We start from the raw sequence: 17012 nt of genomic DNA on the forward strand, positions 1-17012 counted from the left end.
AGCCCCGGAGCCGGGGTACGGCTCCGGGACTCGGTGGAACAAGGACGCGATCAGAGACCGGCGACCAGGTTGGTGACCGGGGCCGTGTTCAGGCCGGTGACACCCTCGACGGTGCCGACGGCGGTGTCGACCAGGCCGGAAACCGGGGCGATGCCGTCCAGGGCGCCGGTGAGGGTGTTCACGGCGTTGACGGACAGACCGCCGGAAACGGCGTCGAGCTCGGCGTCGGCGATCTCGACGGTCTCGACCTGGGGGGTGGAGTTCATGATGGAACTTCCCTTCGTATGGACTTTCACAAGGGGGGAGCGGCCCCCCTCTGGGGACAGATGAAGGCCGCGACCGCGGGCGCTCCGAGCGCCCGTCGCCGGGAGCCCGGAACGGCCTTGCGGTGCGATGGATCAAAGCACGCGGCGACCGGCCGCTTCCAATCCCTCACGCGTCCCACCAGGCAACTTGCGCCCAGGAGGCACCCAACCGTGCAGACGGGCGCACGCCTCGGCAGCGAGTTCTTCACATGGGCCACGGCATCGACGCATCCGGCCGCTTGCACCCCCCGGCCGGAATGCGACACACCGGCCGCAAAGGCGTGTCGCGGATACGCGACCTGTGAACGGACGGCGGGTCAGGTGACCGGGTTGAGTATTCGGTGTGCAGATTCGCCGAAGCCGGGATTCAACCAGGAATCGAACACCGAGCGTTCCCGGCCATAAGCGGAAGGTGACCGCCGTCGATGCGTTGAACACCGCTCAACTCCCTTGCGTACCAACGACCGTCCAGGCGCCCCGAACCGCCGCCGGACGGCGGCACGACTCCGGTCCCCCCAGGAGGTCGAGAAGTTTGAGTCACAAGCGAATCCCGAAGCGCAAGGCCGCGATAGCGGTGGGCGGTGTGGTGGCCCTCGGCGCCGCCGCGATCCTCCTCCCCAACGCCAACGCGTCCCAGGACGGCGCGTCGGACGGCGTCGCGGCCGCGCCGAAGACACTCAAGGCGGGCGACGCCTCGGACCTGGCCACCCGGCTCTCCGGCATGCTCGGCGACGCCTACGCGGGCGCCTGGTACGACGGCGAGGACAAGCGACTCGTCGTCAACGTGGTGCGCGGCGAGGGCGATCTGGCCCTCACGGTCCGCAGCGCGGGCGCCGAGGTCCGCGAGGTCGACAACAGCATGGCCGAACTCGAGGCCGGGGCAGGCACCTTGAAGACGGAGGCGTCCATTCCGGGCACCTCCTGGGCGGTCGACCCACGCACCAACAAGATCCTCGTCACCGCGGACAGCACGGTCACCGGCGCCAAGTGGGACCAACTGGAGTCCACCGTCGAGAGCCTCGGCTCCGGCATGGCCACCCTCAAGAAGTCCGCCGGCACCTTCCGCACCTTCGCGTCCGGCGGCGACGCCATCTTCGCGGGCGGCGCCCGCTGTTCGCTCGGCTTCAACGTCACCGCCGGCGACGGCAGTCCGGCGATCCTCACCGCGGGACACTGCGCCGCCGCCGGCGACGAGTGGTCCGACCAGCAGGGCGGCGAACCCATCGCGACGGTCGACCAGGCGCTGTTCCCCGGCGCGGGCGACTTCGCGCTGCTCACCTACAACGACCCGGCCACCGAGGCCCCGAGCGAGGTGAACGTCGGCGGCCAGACGGTCCCGATCGTCCAGGCCGCCGAGGCCACCGTCGGCCAGCAGGTGTTCCGCATGGGCAGCACCACCGGCCTCGCCGACGGCCAGGTGCTCGGCCTGAACGCCACCGTCAACTACCCCGAGGGCACGGTCACCGGGCTCATCCAGACCAATGTGTGCGCGGAGCCCGGCGACAGCGGCGGCTCGCTCTTCACCCAGGACGGTCTGGCCATCGGCCTGACCTCCGGCGGCAGCGGCGACTGCACGGTCGGCGGAGAGACCTTCTTCCAGCCCGTCACCACCGCCCTGGAGGCGGTCGGCGCGACCCTCGGCGACGGCGGTGCGGGCGCCGGCGGCCAGGAGGGCGGCCAGGAGCAGGGCGCGGGCCAGGAGGCCGGTGACGGACAGGCAGGCGCGGGCGACCAGGCGGGAGCCGGAGACCAGGCCGGTGACCAGGCGGGCGCCGAGGACCAGGCGGGCGGCCAGGACGCCGGCGCGGGGCAGGACGGCGTGGGCGGACAGGACGCGCAGGACCAGGACGGTACGGGCTCCGGCCGTCACTCCGGCCGGGACTCCAGGCCGACCCGGACACACTGACCCGCACGCTCCCGTGTGCGTGAGGAGCCCCCCGGCCGTTGCGGGCCGGGGGCTCCCTTCTTGGCGCGTGCTTGCCACCGCCCCAGCTGCGGGCAGTCGTGCCTCCCAGGGCGGCACGGGTGTCCCCAGGGCGATGGGGGTACCTCCCGCTCGAGCGAAGCCGAGAGTGGGGGAGGGTGGGCGCAGGGGCACCTCTGCGGCGCCGGGTGCGGGTCGTCCGTGGCTGGTCGCGCAGTTCCCCGCGCCCCTGAGGGACGTCCCAGCTGCGGGCAGTCGTGCCACCCCGGTGTGTTACGGGCCTGGGAGGTGTGCCAGGGCGATGGGGGTACCTCCCGCTCGAGCGAAGCCGAGAGCGGGGGAGGGTGGGCGCAGGGGCACCTCTGCGGCGCCGGGTGCGGGTCGTCCATGGGTGGTCGCGCGGTTCCCCGCGCCCCTGAGGGACGTCCCAGCTGCGGGCAGTCGTGCCTCCCAGGGCGGCACGGGTGTCCCCAGGGCGATGGGGGTACCTCCCGCTCGAGCGAAGCCGAGAGTGGGGGAGGGTGGGCGCGGCGGCACCTCTGCGGCGCCGGGTGCGGGTCGTCCGTGGCTGGTCGCGCAGTTCCCCGCGCCCCTGAGGGACGTCCCAGCTGCGGGCAGTCGTGCCTCCCAGGGCGGCACGGGTGTCCCCAGGGCGATGGGGGTACCTCCCGCTCGAGCGAAGCCGAGAGTGGGGGAGGGTGGGCGCGGCGGCACCTCTGCGGCGCCGGGTGCGGGTCGTCCGTGGCTGGTCGCGCAGTTCCCCGCGCCCCTGAAGGGCGCCTTCGCAGCCCCCGTGTCACGGGGCCGGTCGGCGCGGCAGGGACCTCAGCAGCAGCACCGCCGTGTCGTCCAGCCGGTCCGCCGAGTGCGGGCCGTGCCGCATCAGCGCGTCCGCCAGGTCGTCCAGCGGCAGGTCGCCGAGCTCGGTGAGCCGCCGGCACAGCTCGGCGAGGGCGTCCTCGAAGTCGACGCCCGGCGACTCCACCAGACCGTCCGTGTACAGCACGAGCAGCGAACCCGGCGGCAGCGCCACCTCCGTCGACGGATAGGCCGCCGTGCCGTCGATGCCCAGCAGCGGCCCGCCGGCCAGGTCGAGCACCCGCACCCGCCCGTCGGGCCGGCGCAGCAGCGGCGGCGGATGCCCCGCCCGCGACATCACGGCACGCCCCCGCACCGGGTCGAGCCGCAGATACAGACAGCTCGCGAACAGCTCCGCGCCCAGGTCCAGCAGCAGCCGGTTCGTACTCCGCATCACCTCGTCCGGTGCCTGCCCCACCGCCGTGTACGCCCGCACCGCCGTACGGACCTGGCCCATCAGCCCCGCCGCCGTCACGTTGTGCCCCTGCACGTCCCCGATCACCGCCGCCGCCACGCCCCCGGTCGGCACCAGGTCGTAGAAGTCGCCGCCGATCTCCATCCCCCGGGTGGCGGGCAGATACCGGGCGGCGGCCTCGATCCGCTCCAGCGCCGGCAGGGTGTGCGGCAGCAGCGCCTCCTGCAGCCCGTGCGCCAGCCGGTGCTTCACGTCGTAGAGCATCGCCCGCTCCAGGGCCTGCGCGATCAGCCCCGCGAGGCTCGTCAGCACCGCTCGCTCCTCCGTGGCGAACCGGTGCGGCGCCCCGTACGACACCACGCACGTGCCCACCGGGCGGCCCGAGGCGATCAGCGGCAGGTACGCCCACGCCGAGAACTCCGACGGATCCGTCTGCAGCGCCGGGTACAGCCGCTCCAGTTCCTCCCGTGACTCGAAGAAGGCGGGCACCCCGGTGCGCAGCACCTGGCCGCCCGGCGTCGGCTCGGACAGCGGCAGCCCGTCGAACCGCTCCACCACCGCCGGCTCTGCGTACCCGCGGTGCCCGAGCACCCGCAGCCGGCCCCCGCGCGAGCCGAGCACCACCAGGCCCTGGCCGCCCACCGCCGGCACGATCTCGTCCGCGACCAGCTGCACCACGTCCTGCACCCCGACCGCCTCCGTCAGGGACCCGGCCAGGCTCAGCACCTGCGTGATGGTCACCAGCCGGTCCGTGCCGACGCCCGGGTGCGGCGGCACCGCACGGTTCATCTCGGTCACCGCGCGGGCCCTGGTGATCCGCATGCTGATTCCGGTCGTGCTCGGGTACAGCCGGAAGGACAGCCAGGTGTCGGGCGGCCGCAGCGCGACGAACGACGTGACGTGCTGGCTGAACAGCGCCGCCCGGTACCGGTCCTCGTACACCGGGTCGTTCAGCCACGGCACCGCCGCCCACAGATGCGCGCCCGGCAGCCGGTCCGGCGCCACGCCGAGCAGGTCGGACGCGGCGTTGTTGGCGAACGCGACCCGCCCGTGCAGATCCAGCGAGCACAGCCCGTACGGCAGCCGGGACACCATCCGCGCCGCCTCCACCGTGCCCAGCGAGCCGGCCACCCCGCCCACCACCGGCGCGGCCAGCAGGTCCGGCTCGTGCGCGAGGGTCAGGCTGTGCTCGGCGGCCCGCTCCAGCCGCACCGCCAGCCGGTCGCAGGCGGCGGTGAGGTGCTCACGCTCCCACTCCGACAGCTCCGGCGGGTGGGAGGCCGGCCAGGTCACGAAGGCCGCGCCGTACGTCGTCGACCCCGTCGCCACCGGGAGCGCGGCCAGGCAGAAGGGGTAGGGGAGGACCATCGCGATCCGGGGGTAGTGACGCGCCATCTCCTCCCCGCCGCCCACCCACACCAGCCGGCGTTCGCGCACCGCGTCGGAGACGGGCAGCGGCGCGCTCAGCGCGACCCGCTCCCACGGCGCGGCGAAGGCGCGCGGCAGGCCCGCCATCACGGCCATCTCCAGCACGGGCTGGTCGGGGGAGAGCAGGTACACGGCGCCGGAGTGGGCGTGCACCTCGTCCATCAGCGCGGCCAGCGTCAGCGACAGCAGGGGCCGGCCGACGGGGGCGCGCGCCGACGCGGACGCCTGTCCCTCGGACACGCCGACCACCTCCTCGCACGGCCCGCACCCTGCACGTACCCCGTAAGAGGGCCGTAAGGCGAGAAACAGCCCCTCCTGCGTTCGAGGAGCGGGGTCCGGGGCGGAGGCCCCGTGGACGTCCGGGCGGCCCCGGCCATGTCCCGCCGCGGGTTCGCGAACCGCGCGCAGGGCGCGAACCGCGCGCAGGGCGCGACCCCGCGTGGAAAGCGGTGCGGCCCAGCCGCGCGCCGTTCGCGCACAGGGGCTGCGCCCGTGACCCTTTAGCGCTGTAATGGCCAACGTGGTCGGTGAGGGCGCTGCGGGACGCAGCACGAGAACGCTGCGCGCCGAAGGTGCCCTGAGCGCGATCGCGGCCGACCCCCAGGCGCCCGACCGGCTGCGCCGCGTCCTGGAGCAGGCACTCGTCTTCGCGGGGGCCGCCTTCGCGGGCTTCTACACCCTCGGCGAGGACGGCGAGCTGCTGTGCCTGGCGGAGGCCGCCGGGCTGCCCCGCACCCTGTGCGGGGTGCGCGACTGCTACTCCGCCGCCGGCCACACCCCGGTCGCCGAGGCGCACCGGGGACGCACGGTGTGGCTCGGCCCGAGGGACCTGGCCGCCCAGTCCCAGTCCCGCCGCACGCCCCGCCGCGAGTTCCACCTCGCCGCGCTGCCCGTGCGCCACGACGGCGGCGGGTGTCTGCTCGCGGTGAGCGAGCGGCCCGGCGGTTTCGACGCCGACGACCGGGCGTGCCTCGGCCTCGTCGCCGACGCCGTCGCCTTCCCCGAGCCGCCGGTCACCGCCGAGGGCGCGGACCTGCCGCCGGGCGGTTTCAGCCTCGCCATGGACACCGGCCGGGTCCGGGTGCACGACGACGTCCTGGAGCTGTTCGGACTGGACCCGGACGACTTCGACGGACGGGTGGAGACCCTGCTGGGCCTGACCGTCCCCGAGGACCTGCCCTCGCTGATGTCCGTGGTGGAGGCCGACCACATGACGATCGGCGACCGCGAGCTGGAGTTCCGGGTGCTCCAGCCCGACGGACCGCCCCGGTGGCTGCGGCTGCGCGGCCGCCTGGAGCACGGCGGCGAGGGACGCCCGGCCCGTCTCGTCGGCACCGTCACCGACGCCTCCAAGCTGCGCGCCGACGTCACGGACGTGGCCCGGGTGCAGCGCCTGGCCGCCGCCCTGTCCACCGCCGTCACCGTGCGGGACGTCGGCAAGGCCGTGGTGGCCGCGCTGCGCCGCCCGCTGCGCGCCGACCGGATCGCGCTCGCCGAGCTGGAGAGCGACCGGCTGGTCGTCACCGTCCTCGACCCGCCCGAGCCGGAGGCCTGGCCGGAGGTGTGGCGGTCGGAGTGGCGCACCGAGTGGCCCGACGCTCCCGTGCGCACCATGCCGACCCTGGCCGCGGCGCTGCGCGAGGGCCGCCCCGCGATATGGCCGGCCGGCTCCCCGCTGGAACCGGCGCTCGCCGAGGTCGGCCCGGGCGGGCTCGCCGTACTGCCGCTGCCCGCCGGCAACCGCATGGCGGGCGCCTGCCTCGTCGGCTGGGACGCCCCGCACGACATCGGCGCAGACGAGCGGACCCTGCTCACCGCCGCCGCCAACCTGGCAGGGCAGGCCCTCATGCGGGCGCGCGCCTTCGACGCCGAGCACGAACTGGTCGGCATGCTCCAGCGCCAGCTGCTGCCGCGCAGGCTGCCCCGGCTGCCGGGCGCGGTAGCCGTCGCCCGCTACCTGCCCAGCACCGCCGGCCTCGAGCTCGGCGGCGACTGGTACGACGTCATCCCGCTGCCCGACAACCACGTCGCCCTCGTCATCGGCGACGTCCAGGGACACAGCGCCGGCGCCGCCACCCTGATGGGGCAGATGCGCACCGCCCTGCGCGCCTACGCCGTCGAGGGCCATCCCCCGGACGTGGTGGTCTCGCACGCCAACCGGCTCCTCGTCGACCTGGAGACCGACCTCTTCGCCACCTGCTGCTACGTCGACGTCGACATGGAGGAGGGCAGCGCCTGGTGCGTGCGCGCCGGGCATCTGCCACCGGTGCTGCGTCACCCGGACGGGCGTACCGAGATCGCCGAGGCGGAGGGCGGTCCGCCGCTCGGGGTGGTGCGGCAGTGCGACTTCCCCATGAACCCGCTGCGGCTCCAGCCGGGCACGCTGATCGCCCTCACCACGGACGGCCTGGTCGAGTCGCCCGACTCGGACATCGACGCGGGCATGGAGCGGTTCGCCCGGCAGGTCGGGGCCGCCGACCCGGCCGACCTCGGGCCGGTCGCGGACGCGCTGCTCGGCAAGGCGCTCCGCAGCGACGACGTCGCGCTGCTGCTGATGCGCTACGACGGCATGGACACCCGCCCGCTGCGGGAGAGCTGGACCGTGTGGCGGGTCCCGCAGGCGGTCGGCCACGCCCGCCGCTTCACCCGGCGCACCCTGCGCTCCTGGGGCGTCACCGAGGAGATCGACGCGCCGCTGCTCGCCGTGTCCGAGCTGGTCACCAACGCCCTGGTGCACACCGACGGCAAGGTCCGCCTCGACCTCACCCTGATCGGGGACCGGCTGCGCATCGCCGTCGCGGACTCCTCACCGCGCTCGCCGGTGAAGCCCACCAGCATCGGCTGGGAGGCGACCGGGGGCCGCGGCATCCTCCTCGTCGAGGCGGTGTCGGCGGCCTGGGGCACCCTGCCGGTGAGCGGCGGCAAACAGGTCTGGGCGGAGTTCACCGTACGGCGCTGACGGTGCCGCCCGCCGCGCGGCGGGTACCCGCCCCTCACCGAGCCGGCCGAGGAGGCCGGGCGAGCCGAGGGAAGGGAACCGTCATGGCCCAGTACGTCCGCGACCTCATGACCGCCGCACCGATGTCCGTCGGGCCGTGCACGTCCGTCGCGCAGGCCGCGCGCCTGATGCGCGACCACGACCTCGGCGCCGTGCTGGTCACCGACGACGGGCGGCTGCGGGGGCTGGTCACCGACCGGGACCTGGTGGTGCGTTCGGTCGCCGACGGCGTGGACCCCGAGGAGACCACCGTGGTCCGCGCGTGCAGCGAGGAGCTGGTGACCGTGGGGCCCGACGACGAGCTGGACCTCGCGGTGCGGCTGATGCGTGAGCACGCCGTGCGGCGCGTCCCGGTGGTCGACGGCGAACACCCGGTCGGTGTCCTGTCGTTGGGGGACGTCACCCTGGAGCGTGACCCGGACTCCCCGCTCGCCGACATCGGCGCCGCCCGTCCGAACACGTGAAGTCTCCGCGTTTGTGCCGAAGTTGCACATTTTTCCGCTCGTGGTGTTTGGCCCCGGCGGCACCGGGGGACCCGGCCCGCCGGTGACCACAGAAGGAAGTTGATGCGACGTGATCGCGGAGAGCACTGACAAGCCCCGGACCCGGCGTCCGGAGACCGGCTGGGCGCGCGCACGGCGACTGCGTGGCCAGGAGCCGCTGCGGACCTGCCTGCCGGCGGTCGACCGGGACACCACACCGGCCGCCCCGCTCGTCGCGGCCGAGGAGAACATCGTGCGGGGTGAGGACTGACCCCCGAGGCGGACCGGACCCCCGTCGCCGTTCACCGGGCCCGCAGCCCCCAGGGTGCGAGGCCCGGCGGCGTGCACGCGCCCTTCACCACTCCCGCCCTCTAGGCTGCCCACCGTGCGTCTGCTCCTGATGTCCGACACCCACCTGCCGAAACGCGCCAAGAAGCTCCCCGAGCAACTGCTGGAGGAGATCCCCCGCGCCGACGTCGTCGTGCACGCCGGGGACTGGGTCGACACCGACACCCTCGACCTGCTGGAGAGCCGCAGCCGCAGACTCCTCGCCGTGTACGGCAACAACGACGGCCCAGCCCTGCGCGCCCGGCTGCCCGAGGTGGCCCGCGCGGAACTCGGCGGGCTGCGCTTCGGGGTGATCCACGAGACCGGCCCCGCGCAGGGGCGGGAGAAACGGTGCGCCGAGCGTTTCCCGGATCTCGACGTGCTCGTGTTCGGACACAGTCACATCCCGTGGGACACCACGGCTCCCACGGGACTTCGCTTGCTCAATCCGGGGTCCCCGACGGATCGCCGCCGGCAGCCCCACTGCACCTATATGACCGCCACGGCCGACGACGGCCTGCTCATGGAGGTGGCCCTCCACCGGCTGCCGCCGCGTTGACGGTCCGGACCGCTTCGCCTCGGTGGAAACGGCCCGGGCGCTGCGAGTAGATGCGACTCTTCCACGGACCCCCTTCCAGCGATCGGAGGTGATACGTGGCGACTACCCGTACCCATCCGGCTCACACACCCCGGCCGACATTCTTCTTCCGGGCGTTCCGTCGCCGCATCCGCAGCACGGACACGGCCACCGCCACGACCGCCGCCAGCGCCGCGACGGCCCGCGCGGCGACCGGCAGTCCCGCGGTGCGCAGGAGGTCGAGCGGCTCCTGTGACGCGGGCCGCGGGGTCGTGACCTCCGCGCGCCCCTTGTTGCCAGCGGCCGTGGGCTGCTCGGAAGCCTCGTCGGCGGCCGTGGGCTCCTCCGGAGTCTCGTCCGCCCGCTCCCTCAGCCGCTCCGCGAGGCACGCGGCGAACCGGCCGATGATGCGCTCGCCCACCTCGCTCAGCACGCCCCGCCCGAACTGCGCGGGCCGCCCCGTCACCGTCAGGTCGGTGTGCACGGTCACCGCCGTCACCCCGTCTCGCTCACTCAGCGTGCCGGTGACCGTGGCGCGGGCCGTGCCCTGCCCCCGAGCGTCCCGGCCGCCCGCGACCAGCACCACCCGGCGGGCCTGTTCGTCCCGCTCCTCGAAGACCGCGGTCCCCTTGTAGGTGACGGTCACCGGGCCCACCTTGACCCGCACCGACCCGGTCACCGTCTTGTCGTCGAACTCCTCCACGGTCGCCCCCGGCAGACAGGGCGCGACCCGTTCGATGTCGAGGAGGGCCCTCCAGGCGTCGTCGACCGGGACGGGCACGGTGAACTCGTGACGCAGCTCCATGACTTCCTCCTGTCAGGCGGGGCCGTCGGACGGGGCGGCGGCCGGACCGGCGGCCGGCCGGGGCGGATGCACCGCACCCCGGGTCGCGGTGAGCGGCGCGCCCGAGCCGCCCCAGCGCAGGGCGACGATCTCGGCCGCCACGGACACGGCCACCTCCTCGGGCGTACGGGCGCCGAGGTCCAGGCCCACCGGGGAGCGCAGCCGGGACAGCTCCGCCTCGGTCAGCCCGGCCTCCCGCAGGCGCGCGGCACGGTCCTCATGGGTGCGGCGGCTGCCCATCGCGCCGATGTACGCGGCCGGGCGGCGCAGCGCCTCGGTCAGCAGCGGCACGTCGAACTTCGGGTCGTGGGTGAGGACGCAGATCACCGTGCGGTCGTCGGTGTCCGTGTCCGCCAGGTAGCGGTGCGGCCACTCCACGACCACCTCCGCCTCCTCGGGGAAGCGCCGGGCCGTGGCGAACACCGGGCGGGCGTCGCACACGGTCACCCGGTAGCCGAGGAACACACCGATCCGGGCGACGGCCCCCGCGTAATCGATCGCGCCGAAGACGAGCATGCGGGGAGGCGGGGCGAAGCTCTGCAGGAACACCTCCACCGCGTCCTCACGCCGCTGCCCCTCGGGGCCGTAGTGGCGCAGCCCGGTGGCGCCGAGGGCGAGTCCGCCGCGCGCGTCCGCGGTGACCGCCACGTCGAGGCCCGCCGTCCCGAGGGTGCCGGCGACCCGGTCGGGCCACACGGCGAGGGTGGCGCCGCGCCGCGCGGGACCCGAGGTGACCGTCGCCACCGTCACCGGCTCGCCCGCCGCCACCGACGCGGTGACCTCACCGAACGCCGGGTCCAGTTCCGGCGTCACCGGCCGCACCAGCAGGGTGATCTCGCCGCCGCAGGTCAGGCCGACCGCGAAGGCGTCCTGGTCGCTGTAGCCGAAGGTCTCCAGGCGCGCCTCGCCGTCGGCGACCACCTCCCGCGCCAGCTCGAACACCGCGCCCTCCACGCAGCCCCCGGAGACGCTGCCCACCACCTCGTCGTCCGGGCCGACCGCCATGGCCGCGCCCGGGTCGCGCGGCGCGCTGCGGCTCACCCCGACGACCGTGGCCAGTCCGAACGGCGCCCCGGCCGCGTACCAGCGGCCGAGCACCGGCAGAACGTCACGCATCATCCGCTCCTTCCCGGGGCGTGCCCTCCGGCGGGCGGCCTCCCCGCACCACGGCCGCCAGCCGCTCCAGCGCGGCGAGGCTGTGCCCCTCGACGAACGCGTCCACGCTCGGCAGCGCCGCCGCCATCCCGGCCGCGAGGGGCGCGTAACCGGGCCGCGCCCTCAGCGGATTGGCCCAGATCACGCGGTGCGCGAGCCGGTGCAAGCGTCGCATCCCCTCGGCGAGCGGCTCAGGATCGCCACGCTCCCAGCCGTCCGACAGCAGCACCACCACCGCCCCGCGGGCCGTCCCGCGCCGCCCCCAGCGGTCCAGGAACTCCTTGAGCAGCTCCCCGAGCCGGGTCCCGCCGCGCCAGTCGGGCACGGCCCGGGCCACGGCCGCCATCGCCGCGTCCGGGTCCCGGTGCGCCATCGCGCGCGTGACCCGGGTGAGCCGGGTGCCGACGGTGAACACCTCGGTGTGCCCTCCGCGCGCGGCGGCGTGCGCGAACCGCAGCAGGGCGTCCGCGTACGGCGCCATCGACCCGCTGACGTCCACCAGCAGCACCACCCGGCGCGGACGCTCGGCCCGCATCCGGTGCCGGAGCCGCACCGGCTCGCCGCCGTTGCGCAGCATGGCCCGCACGGTGCGGCGCGGGTCGGTCTCCCCGCGCCGGGCCGGACGCCGCACCGGCGCGCAGCGCCAACGCGGCCAGCAGCCGTCTCACCTGCTCCCGCTCGCCGCCGCTCAGCTCCGCCACGTCCCGGTGACGCAGCACGTCGGTGGAGGCGGCGACGCGGGCAGCCGAGGCGCCTGCTCCTCGGGCACGCCCGGTCTCCCGGTCGGGACGGTCGCGTTCCGCGGGACGGCCCGCTCGCCGGCGCCGAACCACGCCGCGAACTCCCGGTCGTAGCGCGCCACGTCGTCCGGGCCGCCGCACAGGGTGAGCCGGCCCGCCCAGTACACGTCCGTCCGCGCCCACGGCCGCAGCGCCTCCGTCGCGCGCAGGAACGCCCGCATCCGTTCCCCGCTCACCTCCGCGCCGGCCGCGCGCAGCCGCCGGGCGAACCCGACGAGCAGCGCGGCCGGATCACCGGCGGCCTCGGACGCCACACCGGTCACCCCCGCCCCGCCAGCACCGCCGCGAAGTCCAGGCCCCGCGCGCGGTCCGCGTCCTCGCGGTACTTCAGCACCGAGCCCAGCGTGGCCCTCGCCAGGGACGCGTCCACCTCGCTCGCGCCCAGCGCGTCGAGCGCGCGCACCCAGTCGATCGTCTCCGCCACCCCGGGCGGCTTCACCAGATCCTGCCGCCGCAGCTCCTGCACCAGCGCCGTCACCTGCTCCGCCAGCCGTGCCGTGACCTCCGGCAGCCTCCGCCGCACGATGGCCAGTTCACGGGCGAAGTCCGGGTGGTCGAACCAGTGGTACAGACAGCGCCGCTTCAGCGCGTCGTGCACCTCACGGGTGCGGTTGGAGGTCAGCACCACCAGCGGCGGCGCCTCCGCCCGCACCGTACCCAGCTCCGGGATCGTCACCGCGAAGTCCGACAGCAGCTCCAGCAGGAACGCCTCGAACTCGTCGTCCGCTCGGTCGATCTCGTCCACCAGCAGCACGCACGGCGCGCTCTCCAGCGCCCGCAGCAGCGGCCGGGCGAGCAGATAACGCCGGTCGTACAGCACGCCCTCCAGCTTCTCCGGGTCGGTGACCCCGGCCGCCTCGGACGCCCGCAGCCGCAGCAGCTGACGCGGGAAGTCCCAGTCGTACAGGGCCTGCGAGGCGTCGATGCCCTCGTGGCACTGCAACCGGATCAAAGGCGCGTCCAGTACCTCCGCGAGGGCGGACGCGAGCGCGGTCTTGCCGGTGCCCGCGTCGCCCTCGCAGAAGACCGGGCGGCGCAGCCGCAGTGCCAGGAAGCACGCGATCGCCAGCCCCTCGTCGACGAGGTAGCCCCTCTCCTCCAGAGCGGCCCGCACCTGCTCCGGGCCGCCCGGCCACTCCTCGGCGGTGATGGGCCTCACCCCATTCCGGCGGCGGCGAGCACCGCCCGCCCGGTCAGCACCCGCGCCAGATGCGCCCGGTACTCCGGCGACGCGGAGGTGTCCCGCGACGGCCGGGTGCCCTCGGCCGCCTCCCCGGCCGCCCGCTTCACGGCCGCGGCGTCGCCCGCTCCCGCGAGCGCCTCCTCGGCCGCCGGTGCGCGCAGCGGGGTCGAGCCCATGTTGGTCAGCCCCACCCGCGCCTCGGCGATGCTCCCGCTGTCGCGCCGCACCAGCGCGGCCACGCCGACGATCGCGTACGCCTGCGCCACCCTCTGGAACTTCTCGTAGTGGAAGCCCCAGCCGTCGGTCGACGGCAGCCGTACCTCCACGAGCAGCTCGTCCGGCGCCAGCGCGGTCTCCAGGTAGTCGGTGAAGAACGCGCGGGCGGGGATCGTGCGCCGGCCGCGCGGCCCCACCGCGACCAGCTCGCCCTCCAGCGCCAGGATCACGGCCGGCAGATCGGCGGCCGGGTCGGCGTGCGCCAGCGACCCGCCGAGGGTGCCCCGGTGCCGTACGGCCGGGTCGGCGACCGTCGCCGTGGCGGCGGCCAGCAGACCGGCGTGCCGGCGCACCAGCGCGTCGCGCAGCACGTCGTGGTGCGTGGTCATGGCGCCGACGACCAGCGTGTCGCCCTCCATGCGGCTGCCGCGCAGGCCGGGGATGCGGCCGGTGTCGACGAGCAGCTGCGGGAACGCCATCCGCAGCCGCATCAGCGGCAGCAGGCTCTGCCCGCCGGCCAGCACCTTCGCGTCCTCGCCGCCGTCGGCGAGGGCCCGCACCGCCTCCTCGACGGTGTGCGGGCGGACGTAGTCGAACGCGGGGGGAATCATGCCGGGTCCTCCTCACCGTGGATCGCCCGCCACACCCGCTCCGGGGTGCACGGCATGGGCACGTCCCTCACCCCCAGCGGCCTCAGCGCGTCCACGACCGCGCCGACCACCGCCGGGGTGGAGGCGATGGTCCCCGCCTCCCCGACGCCCTTGACCCCGAGCGGGTTCGACTCGGCGGGCGTCTCCGTCCGGTCCGTCACGAAGTCCGGCAGGTCCACCGCCGACGGCACCAGGTAGTCGGCCATCGTGCCCGACAGCAGGTTGCCGTCGTCGTCGTACACGGCCTCCTCGTACAGCGCCTGCGCGATGCCCTGGGCGAGACCGCCGTGCACCTGGCCCTCGACGATCATCGGGTTGACCACCCGGCCCACGTCGTCCACGCACACGTAGGAGCGGATGCGGGTCATGCCGGTCTCGGTGTCCACCTCCACCGCGCACAGATGGGTGCCGTGCGGATAGGAGAAGTTCTCCGGGTCGAGCACGTGCTCGGCGTTGATCGTGGGTTCCATGCCGTCGGGCAGGTCGTGCGAGGTGAACGCCTCGAACGCCACCTCCTGGATGGTCTTCCGCGCCTCCGGCGATCCCTTCACCGAGAACACGCCGCCGGTGAACTCCAGGTCCCGCTCGCTCGCCTCCAGCAGATGCGCGGCGACCTTCCGCGCCTTGTCGACCACCTTGCGGGCCGCGTGGTGCACCGCCGCGCCGCCCACCACCAGCGAGCGCGAGCCGTAGGTGTCCATGCCCTGCGGGGCCGCACGGGTGTCGCCGTGCACCACCTCGACGTCCTCGAACGGCACGCCCAGCACGTCCGCCGCGATCTGGCTCCATGACGTCACATGCCCCTGCCCGTGCGGGCTGGTGCCGGTGACCACCTCGACCTTCCCGGTGGGCAGCATGCGGATGCTCGCCGCCTCCCAGCCGCCCGCCGCGTACCGCAGGTCCCGCAGCACCCGGCTCGGCGCGAGCCCGCACATCTCGGTGTACGTCGACACCCCGATGCCGAGCCGTACGGTGTCCCCGCGCTCGTTCCGCTTGCGCTGCTCCTCGCGCAACTCGTCGTAGCCGAACAGGGCGAGCGCCTTGTCGGTGGCCGCCTCGTAGTTGCCGCTGTCGTAGGTGAGCCCCGCGATCGAGTCGTACGGGAACTCCTCGTGGCGGATCCAGTTGCGGCGGCGCAACTCCACCGGGTCCATGCCGAGTTCGGCGGCCAGCTCGTCCATGATCCGCTCGATGGCGTACGTCGCCTCCGGACGTCCCGCGCCGCGGTAGGCGTCGGTGGGGGTGCGGGTGGTGAACACGCCGGTGCAGCGGAACTCGTAGGAGTCCATCTTGTAGATCGCCGGGTACATGAACGCGCCGAGGATCGGCACGCCCGGGGTGACCAGCATCAGGTACGCGCCCATGTCGGCGAGCAGGTCCACCTTCAGGCCGCGCAGCCTGCCGTCCCGGTCGGCGGCGATCTCCACGTCCTGGATCATGCCGCGGCCGTGATGGGTGGCGAGGTACCCCTCGGAGCGGGACTCGGTCCACTTCACGGGCCGGCCGAGGCGCCGCGCGACGGCCAGCGCGATCGCCTCCTCGCCGTACACCTGGAGCTTCGAGCCGAAGCCGCCGCCCACGTCGGGGGCGACGACCCGCAGCTTGTGCTCGGGTATCCCGGTGACCATGGCGAGCATCACGCGCAGGATGTGCGGGATCTGCGTGGCCGAGTACACCGTGTACTCGCCGGACGCGGCGAGCGGCGTGACCACGACCGAACGCGGCTCCATCGCGTTGGGGATGAGCCGCTGCTGGTGGTAGCGGCGTTCGAGGACCACCTCGGCGCGTTCACGGACCGCCGCGTAGTCCTCACCGGCCCTGAGCGGCCAGTCGTAACAGCGGTTCGTGCCCTTGTCGGCGTGGACCAGCGGCGCGTCCTCGGCGAGCGCCGCCTCCAGGTCGAGCACCGCGGGCAGCGGCTCGTACTCGACCTCGACCGCCTCCAGCGCGTCCGCCGCCGCGTACCGGTCGCGGGCCACCACCACCGCCACCGGGTCGCCGGCGTGCCGCACCTCGTCCACGGCGAGCGGCGGATGGTCCGGGTGCACCATGTCCTCCGTCACCGGCCACGCGCACGGCAGCGATCCCATCCCCTCCGCGAGATCGCTTCCCGTGAACGCGGCCACCACGCCCGGGAGTTCCAGGGCGGGGGAGACGTCGACGCGCTCCAGGCGCGCGTGCGCCATGGGGCTGCGCAGGATCGCCAGGTGCAGCATCCCGGCGGCCTGGATGTTGTCGGTCCAGTGGGTCTGCCCGGTGAGCAGCCGCGCGTCCTCCTTGCGCAGCCGCGCCCGGCCGACCTCGGCCTCGACGGCGCCCTCGGTCATGCCCGCACCTCCTCGTCGGAGGCGGCGGCCAGCACCGCGCGCACGATGTTCTGGTAGCCGGTGCAGCGGCACAGGTTGCCCTCCAGGGCGTGCCGCACCTCGTCGGCCGTGGGGCGGGGGTTCTCCTTCAGCAGGTCACGGGCCGCCATCAGCATGCCGGGCGTGCAGTAGCCGCACTGCAGCGCGTGCCGCTCGTGGAAGGCGCGCTGCAGGCCCGTCCACTCGCCGTCCGTGCTCAGGCCCTGCACGGTCGTCACCGCACAGCCGTCGGCCTGGACGGCCAGGACCGAGCAGCTCTTGACGCTCACCCCGTCCAGATCGACGGTGCAGGCCCCGCAGTTGGAGGTGTCGCAGCCGACGGGCGTCCCCGTCAGGCCGAGCCGGTCGCGCAGATGGTGGACCAGCAGCAGACGGGGTTCCACCTCGTCCTCGTACGTCGTGCCGTCCACCTTCACCGAGATACGGGTCATGTGCCCTCCCAGAAGCGTGCGAGGGATACCGGTCGGTCGCCGGACGTGATGCG

At 74.5% G+C, this 17012-nt stretch carries 15 protein-coding genes; 5 read left to right on the top strand and 10 right to left on the bottom strand.

The window, feature by feature from the left end; genetic code table 11:
* Positions 1 to 50: 50 nt before the first annotated feature.
* Positions 51 to 266 (bottom strand): hypothetical protein, encoded by a 216-nt coding sequence (locus tag AY578_RS30895; RefSeq protein WP_019527181.1) that lies wholly within the window; start codon positions 264 to 266, stop codon positions 51 to 53.
* 571 nt (positions 267 to 837) lie between these two features.
* On the opposite strand from AY578_RS30895, the gene AY578_RS30900 reads away from it, so the two are divergent.
* Positions 838 to 2211: a S1 family peptidase gene (locus AY578_RS30900; RefSeq protein ID WP_215047857.1), complete on the top strand. Its 1374-nt coding sequence runs from the start codon at positions 838 to 840 to the stop codon at positions 2209 to 2211.
* 814 nt (positions 2212 to 3025) lie between these two features.
* On the opposite strand, the gene AY578_RS30905 is transcribed toward AY578_RS30900, so the two are convergent.
* Positions 3026 to 5179 carry a SpoIIE family protein phosphatase gene (locus tag AY578_RS30905; RefSeq protein ID WP_370879118.1) on the bottom strand — a complete coding sequence of 718 codons (2154 nt, stop codon included), beginning with the start codon at positions 5177 to 5179 and terminating at the stop codon, positions 3026 to 3028.
* A gap of 262 nt (positions 5180 to 5441) precedes the next feature.
* On the opposite strand from AY578_RS30905, the gene AY578_RS30910 reads away from it, so the two are divergent.
* From AY578_RS30910 to AY578_RS30925, 4 genes are all read left to right on the top strand, one after another.
* Entirely contained in the window at positions 5442 to 7889 is a 2448-nt protein-coding gene (locus tag AY578_RS30910; RefSeq protein ID WP_136237531.1) for a SpoIIE family protein phosphatase, read from the top strand.
* Positions 7890 to 7972: 83 nt separating this feature from the next.
* Positions 7973 to 8392, top strand: coding sequence for a CBS domain-containing protein (locus AY578_RS30915; RefSeq protein WP_136237530.1), 420 nt, complete (start codon positions 7973 to 7975; stop codon positions 8390 to 8392).
* Positions 8393 to 8501: 109 nt separating this feature from the next.
* The gene (locus tag AY578_RS30920) at positions 8502 to 8681 is read left to right on the top strand and encodes a hypothetical protein (RefSeq protein WP_136237529.1); all 180 of its coding nucleotides are present in this window, start codon (positions 8502 to 8504) and stop codon (positions 8679 to 8681) included.
* A 114-nt stretch (positions 8682 to 8795) separates the two neighbouring features.
* Complete coding sequence (locus AY578_RS30925) at positions 8796 to 9296, top strand: metallophosphoesterase family protein (protein ID WP_026244172.1); 501 nt, start codon at positions 8796 to 8798, stop codon at positions 9294 to 9296.
* A gap of 121 nt (positions 9297 to 9417) precedes the next feature.
* On the opposite strand, the gene AY578_RS30930 is transcribed toward AY578_RS30925, so the two are convergent.
* Genes AY578_RS30930 through AY578_RS30965 form a run of 8 tightly spaced genes read right to left on the bottom strand, consistent with a single transcriptional unit; the run spans position 9418 to position 16959 of the window.
* A complete protein-coding gene (locus AY578_RS30930; RefSeq protein WP_136237528.1) occupies positions 9418 to 10119 on the bottom strand; it encodes an SRPBCC family protein in 702 nt (233 codons plus the stop codon).
* Positions 10120 to 10131: 12 nt separating this feature from the next.
* A complete protein-coding gene (locus AY578_RS30935; protein WP_028958993.1) occupies positions 10132 to 11274 on the bottom strand; it encodes an XdhC family protein in 1143 nt (380 codons plus the stop codon).
* Positions 11267 to 11944 carry a vWA domain-containing protein gene (locus tag AY578_RS30940; RefSeq protein ID WP_258906544.1) on the bottom strand — a complete coding sequence of 226 codons (678 nt, stop codon included), beginning with the start codon at positions 11942 to 11944 and terminating at the stop codon, positions 11267 to 11269. The genes AY578_RS30935 and AY578_RS30940 overlap by 8 nt, the downstream gene beginning before the upstream one ends.
* Before the next feature lie 57 nt (positions 11945 to 12001).
* Positions 12002 to 12367: a hypothetical protein gene (locus tag AY578_RS30945; protein ID WP_258906545.1), complete on the bottom strand. Its 366-nt coding sequence runs from the start codon at positions 12365 to 12367 to the stop codon at positions 12002 to 12004.
* Positions 12368 to 12372: 5 nt separating this feature from the next.
* A complete protein-coding gene (locus AY578_RS30950; protein ID WP_240800984.1) occupies positions 12373 to 13272 on the bottom strand; it encodes an AAA family ATPase in 900 nt (299 codons plus the stop codon).
* Positions 13269 to 14123, bottom strand: coding sequence for an FAD binding domain-containing protein (locus AY578_RS30955; protein WP_028958990.1), 855 nt, complete (start codon positions 14121 to 14123; stop codon positions 13269 to 13271). Before AY578_RS30955 ends, AY578_RS30950 begins: the two co-directional genes overlap by 4 nt.
* Positions 14120 to 16489: a xanthine dehydrogenase family protein molybdopterin-binding subunit gene (locus AY578_RS30960; RefSeq protein WP_019527193.1), complete on the bottom strand. Its 2370-nt coding sequence runs from the start codon at positions 16487 to 16489 to the stop codon at positions 14120 to 14122. The genes AY578_RS30955 and AY578_RS30960 overlap by 4 nt, the downstream gene beginning before the upstream one ends.
* Positions 16486 to 16959, bottom strand: coding sequence for a (2Fe-2S)-binding protein (locus AY578_RS30965; RefSeq protein ID WP_019527194.1), 474 nt, complete (start codon positions 16957 to 16959; stop codon positions 16486 to 16488). Before AY578_RS30965 ends, AY578_RS30960 begins: the two co-directional genes overlap by 4 nt.
* Between the last annotated feature and the right edge of the window lie 53 nt (positions 16960 to 17012).

This window comes from Streptomyces thermocarboxydus (assembly GCF_024760485.1).
Lineage (GTDB): Bacteria > Actinomycetota > Actinomycetes > Streptomycetales > Streptomycetaceae > Streptomyces > Streptomyces cellulosae.

What these genes read in the sequence shown, in the direction of transcription:
- AY578_RS30915 (WP_136237530.1), top strand. Translation starts at nt 7,973, where the DNA reads ATGGCCCAGTACGTCCGCGACCTCATGACCGCCGCACCGATGTCCGTC.
- AY578_RS30935 (WP_028958993.1), bottom strand. Translation starts at nt 11,274, where the DNA reads ATGCGTGACGTTCTGCCGGTGCTCGGCCGCTGGTACGCGGCCGGGGCG.
- AY578_RS30955 (WP_028958990.1), bottom strand. Translation starts at nt 14,123, where the DNA reads ATGATTCCCCCCGCGTTCGACTACGTCCGCCCGCACACCGTCGAGGAG.
- AY578_RS30965 (WP_019527194.1), bottom strand. Translation starts at nt 16,959, where the DNA reads ATGACCCGTATCTCGGTGAAGGTGGACGGCACGACGTACGAGGACGAG.
- AY578_RS30910 (WP_136237531.1), top strand. Translation starts at nt 5,442, where the DNA reads ATGGCCAACGTGGTCGGTGAGGGCGCTGCGGGACGCAGCACGAGAACG.
- AY578_RS30930 (WP_136237528.1), bottom strand. Translation starts at nt 10,119, where the DNA reads ATGGAGCTGCGTCACGAGTTCACCGTGCCCGTCCCGGTCGACGACGCC.
- AY578_RS30895 (WP_019527181.1), bottom strand. Translation starts at nt 266, where the DNA reads ATGAACTCCACCCCCCAGGTCGAGACCGTCGAGATCGCCGACGCCGAG.
- AY578_RS30960 (WP_019527193.1), bottom strand. Translation starts at nt 16,489, where the DNA reads ATGACCGAGGGCGCCGTCGAGGCCGAGGTCGGCCGGGCGCGGCTGCGC.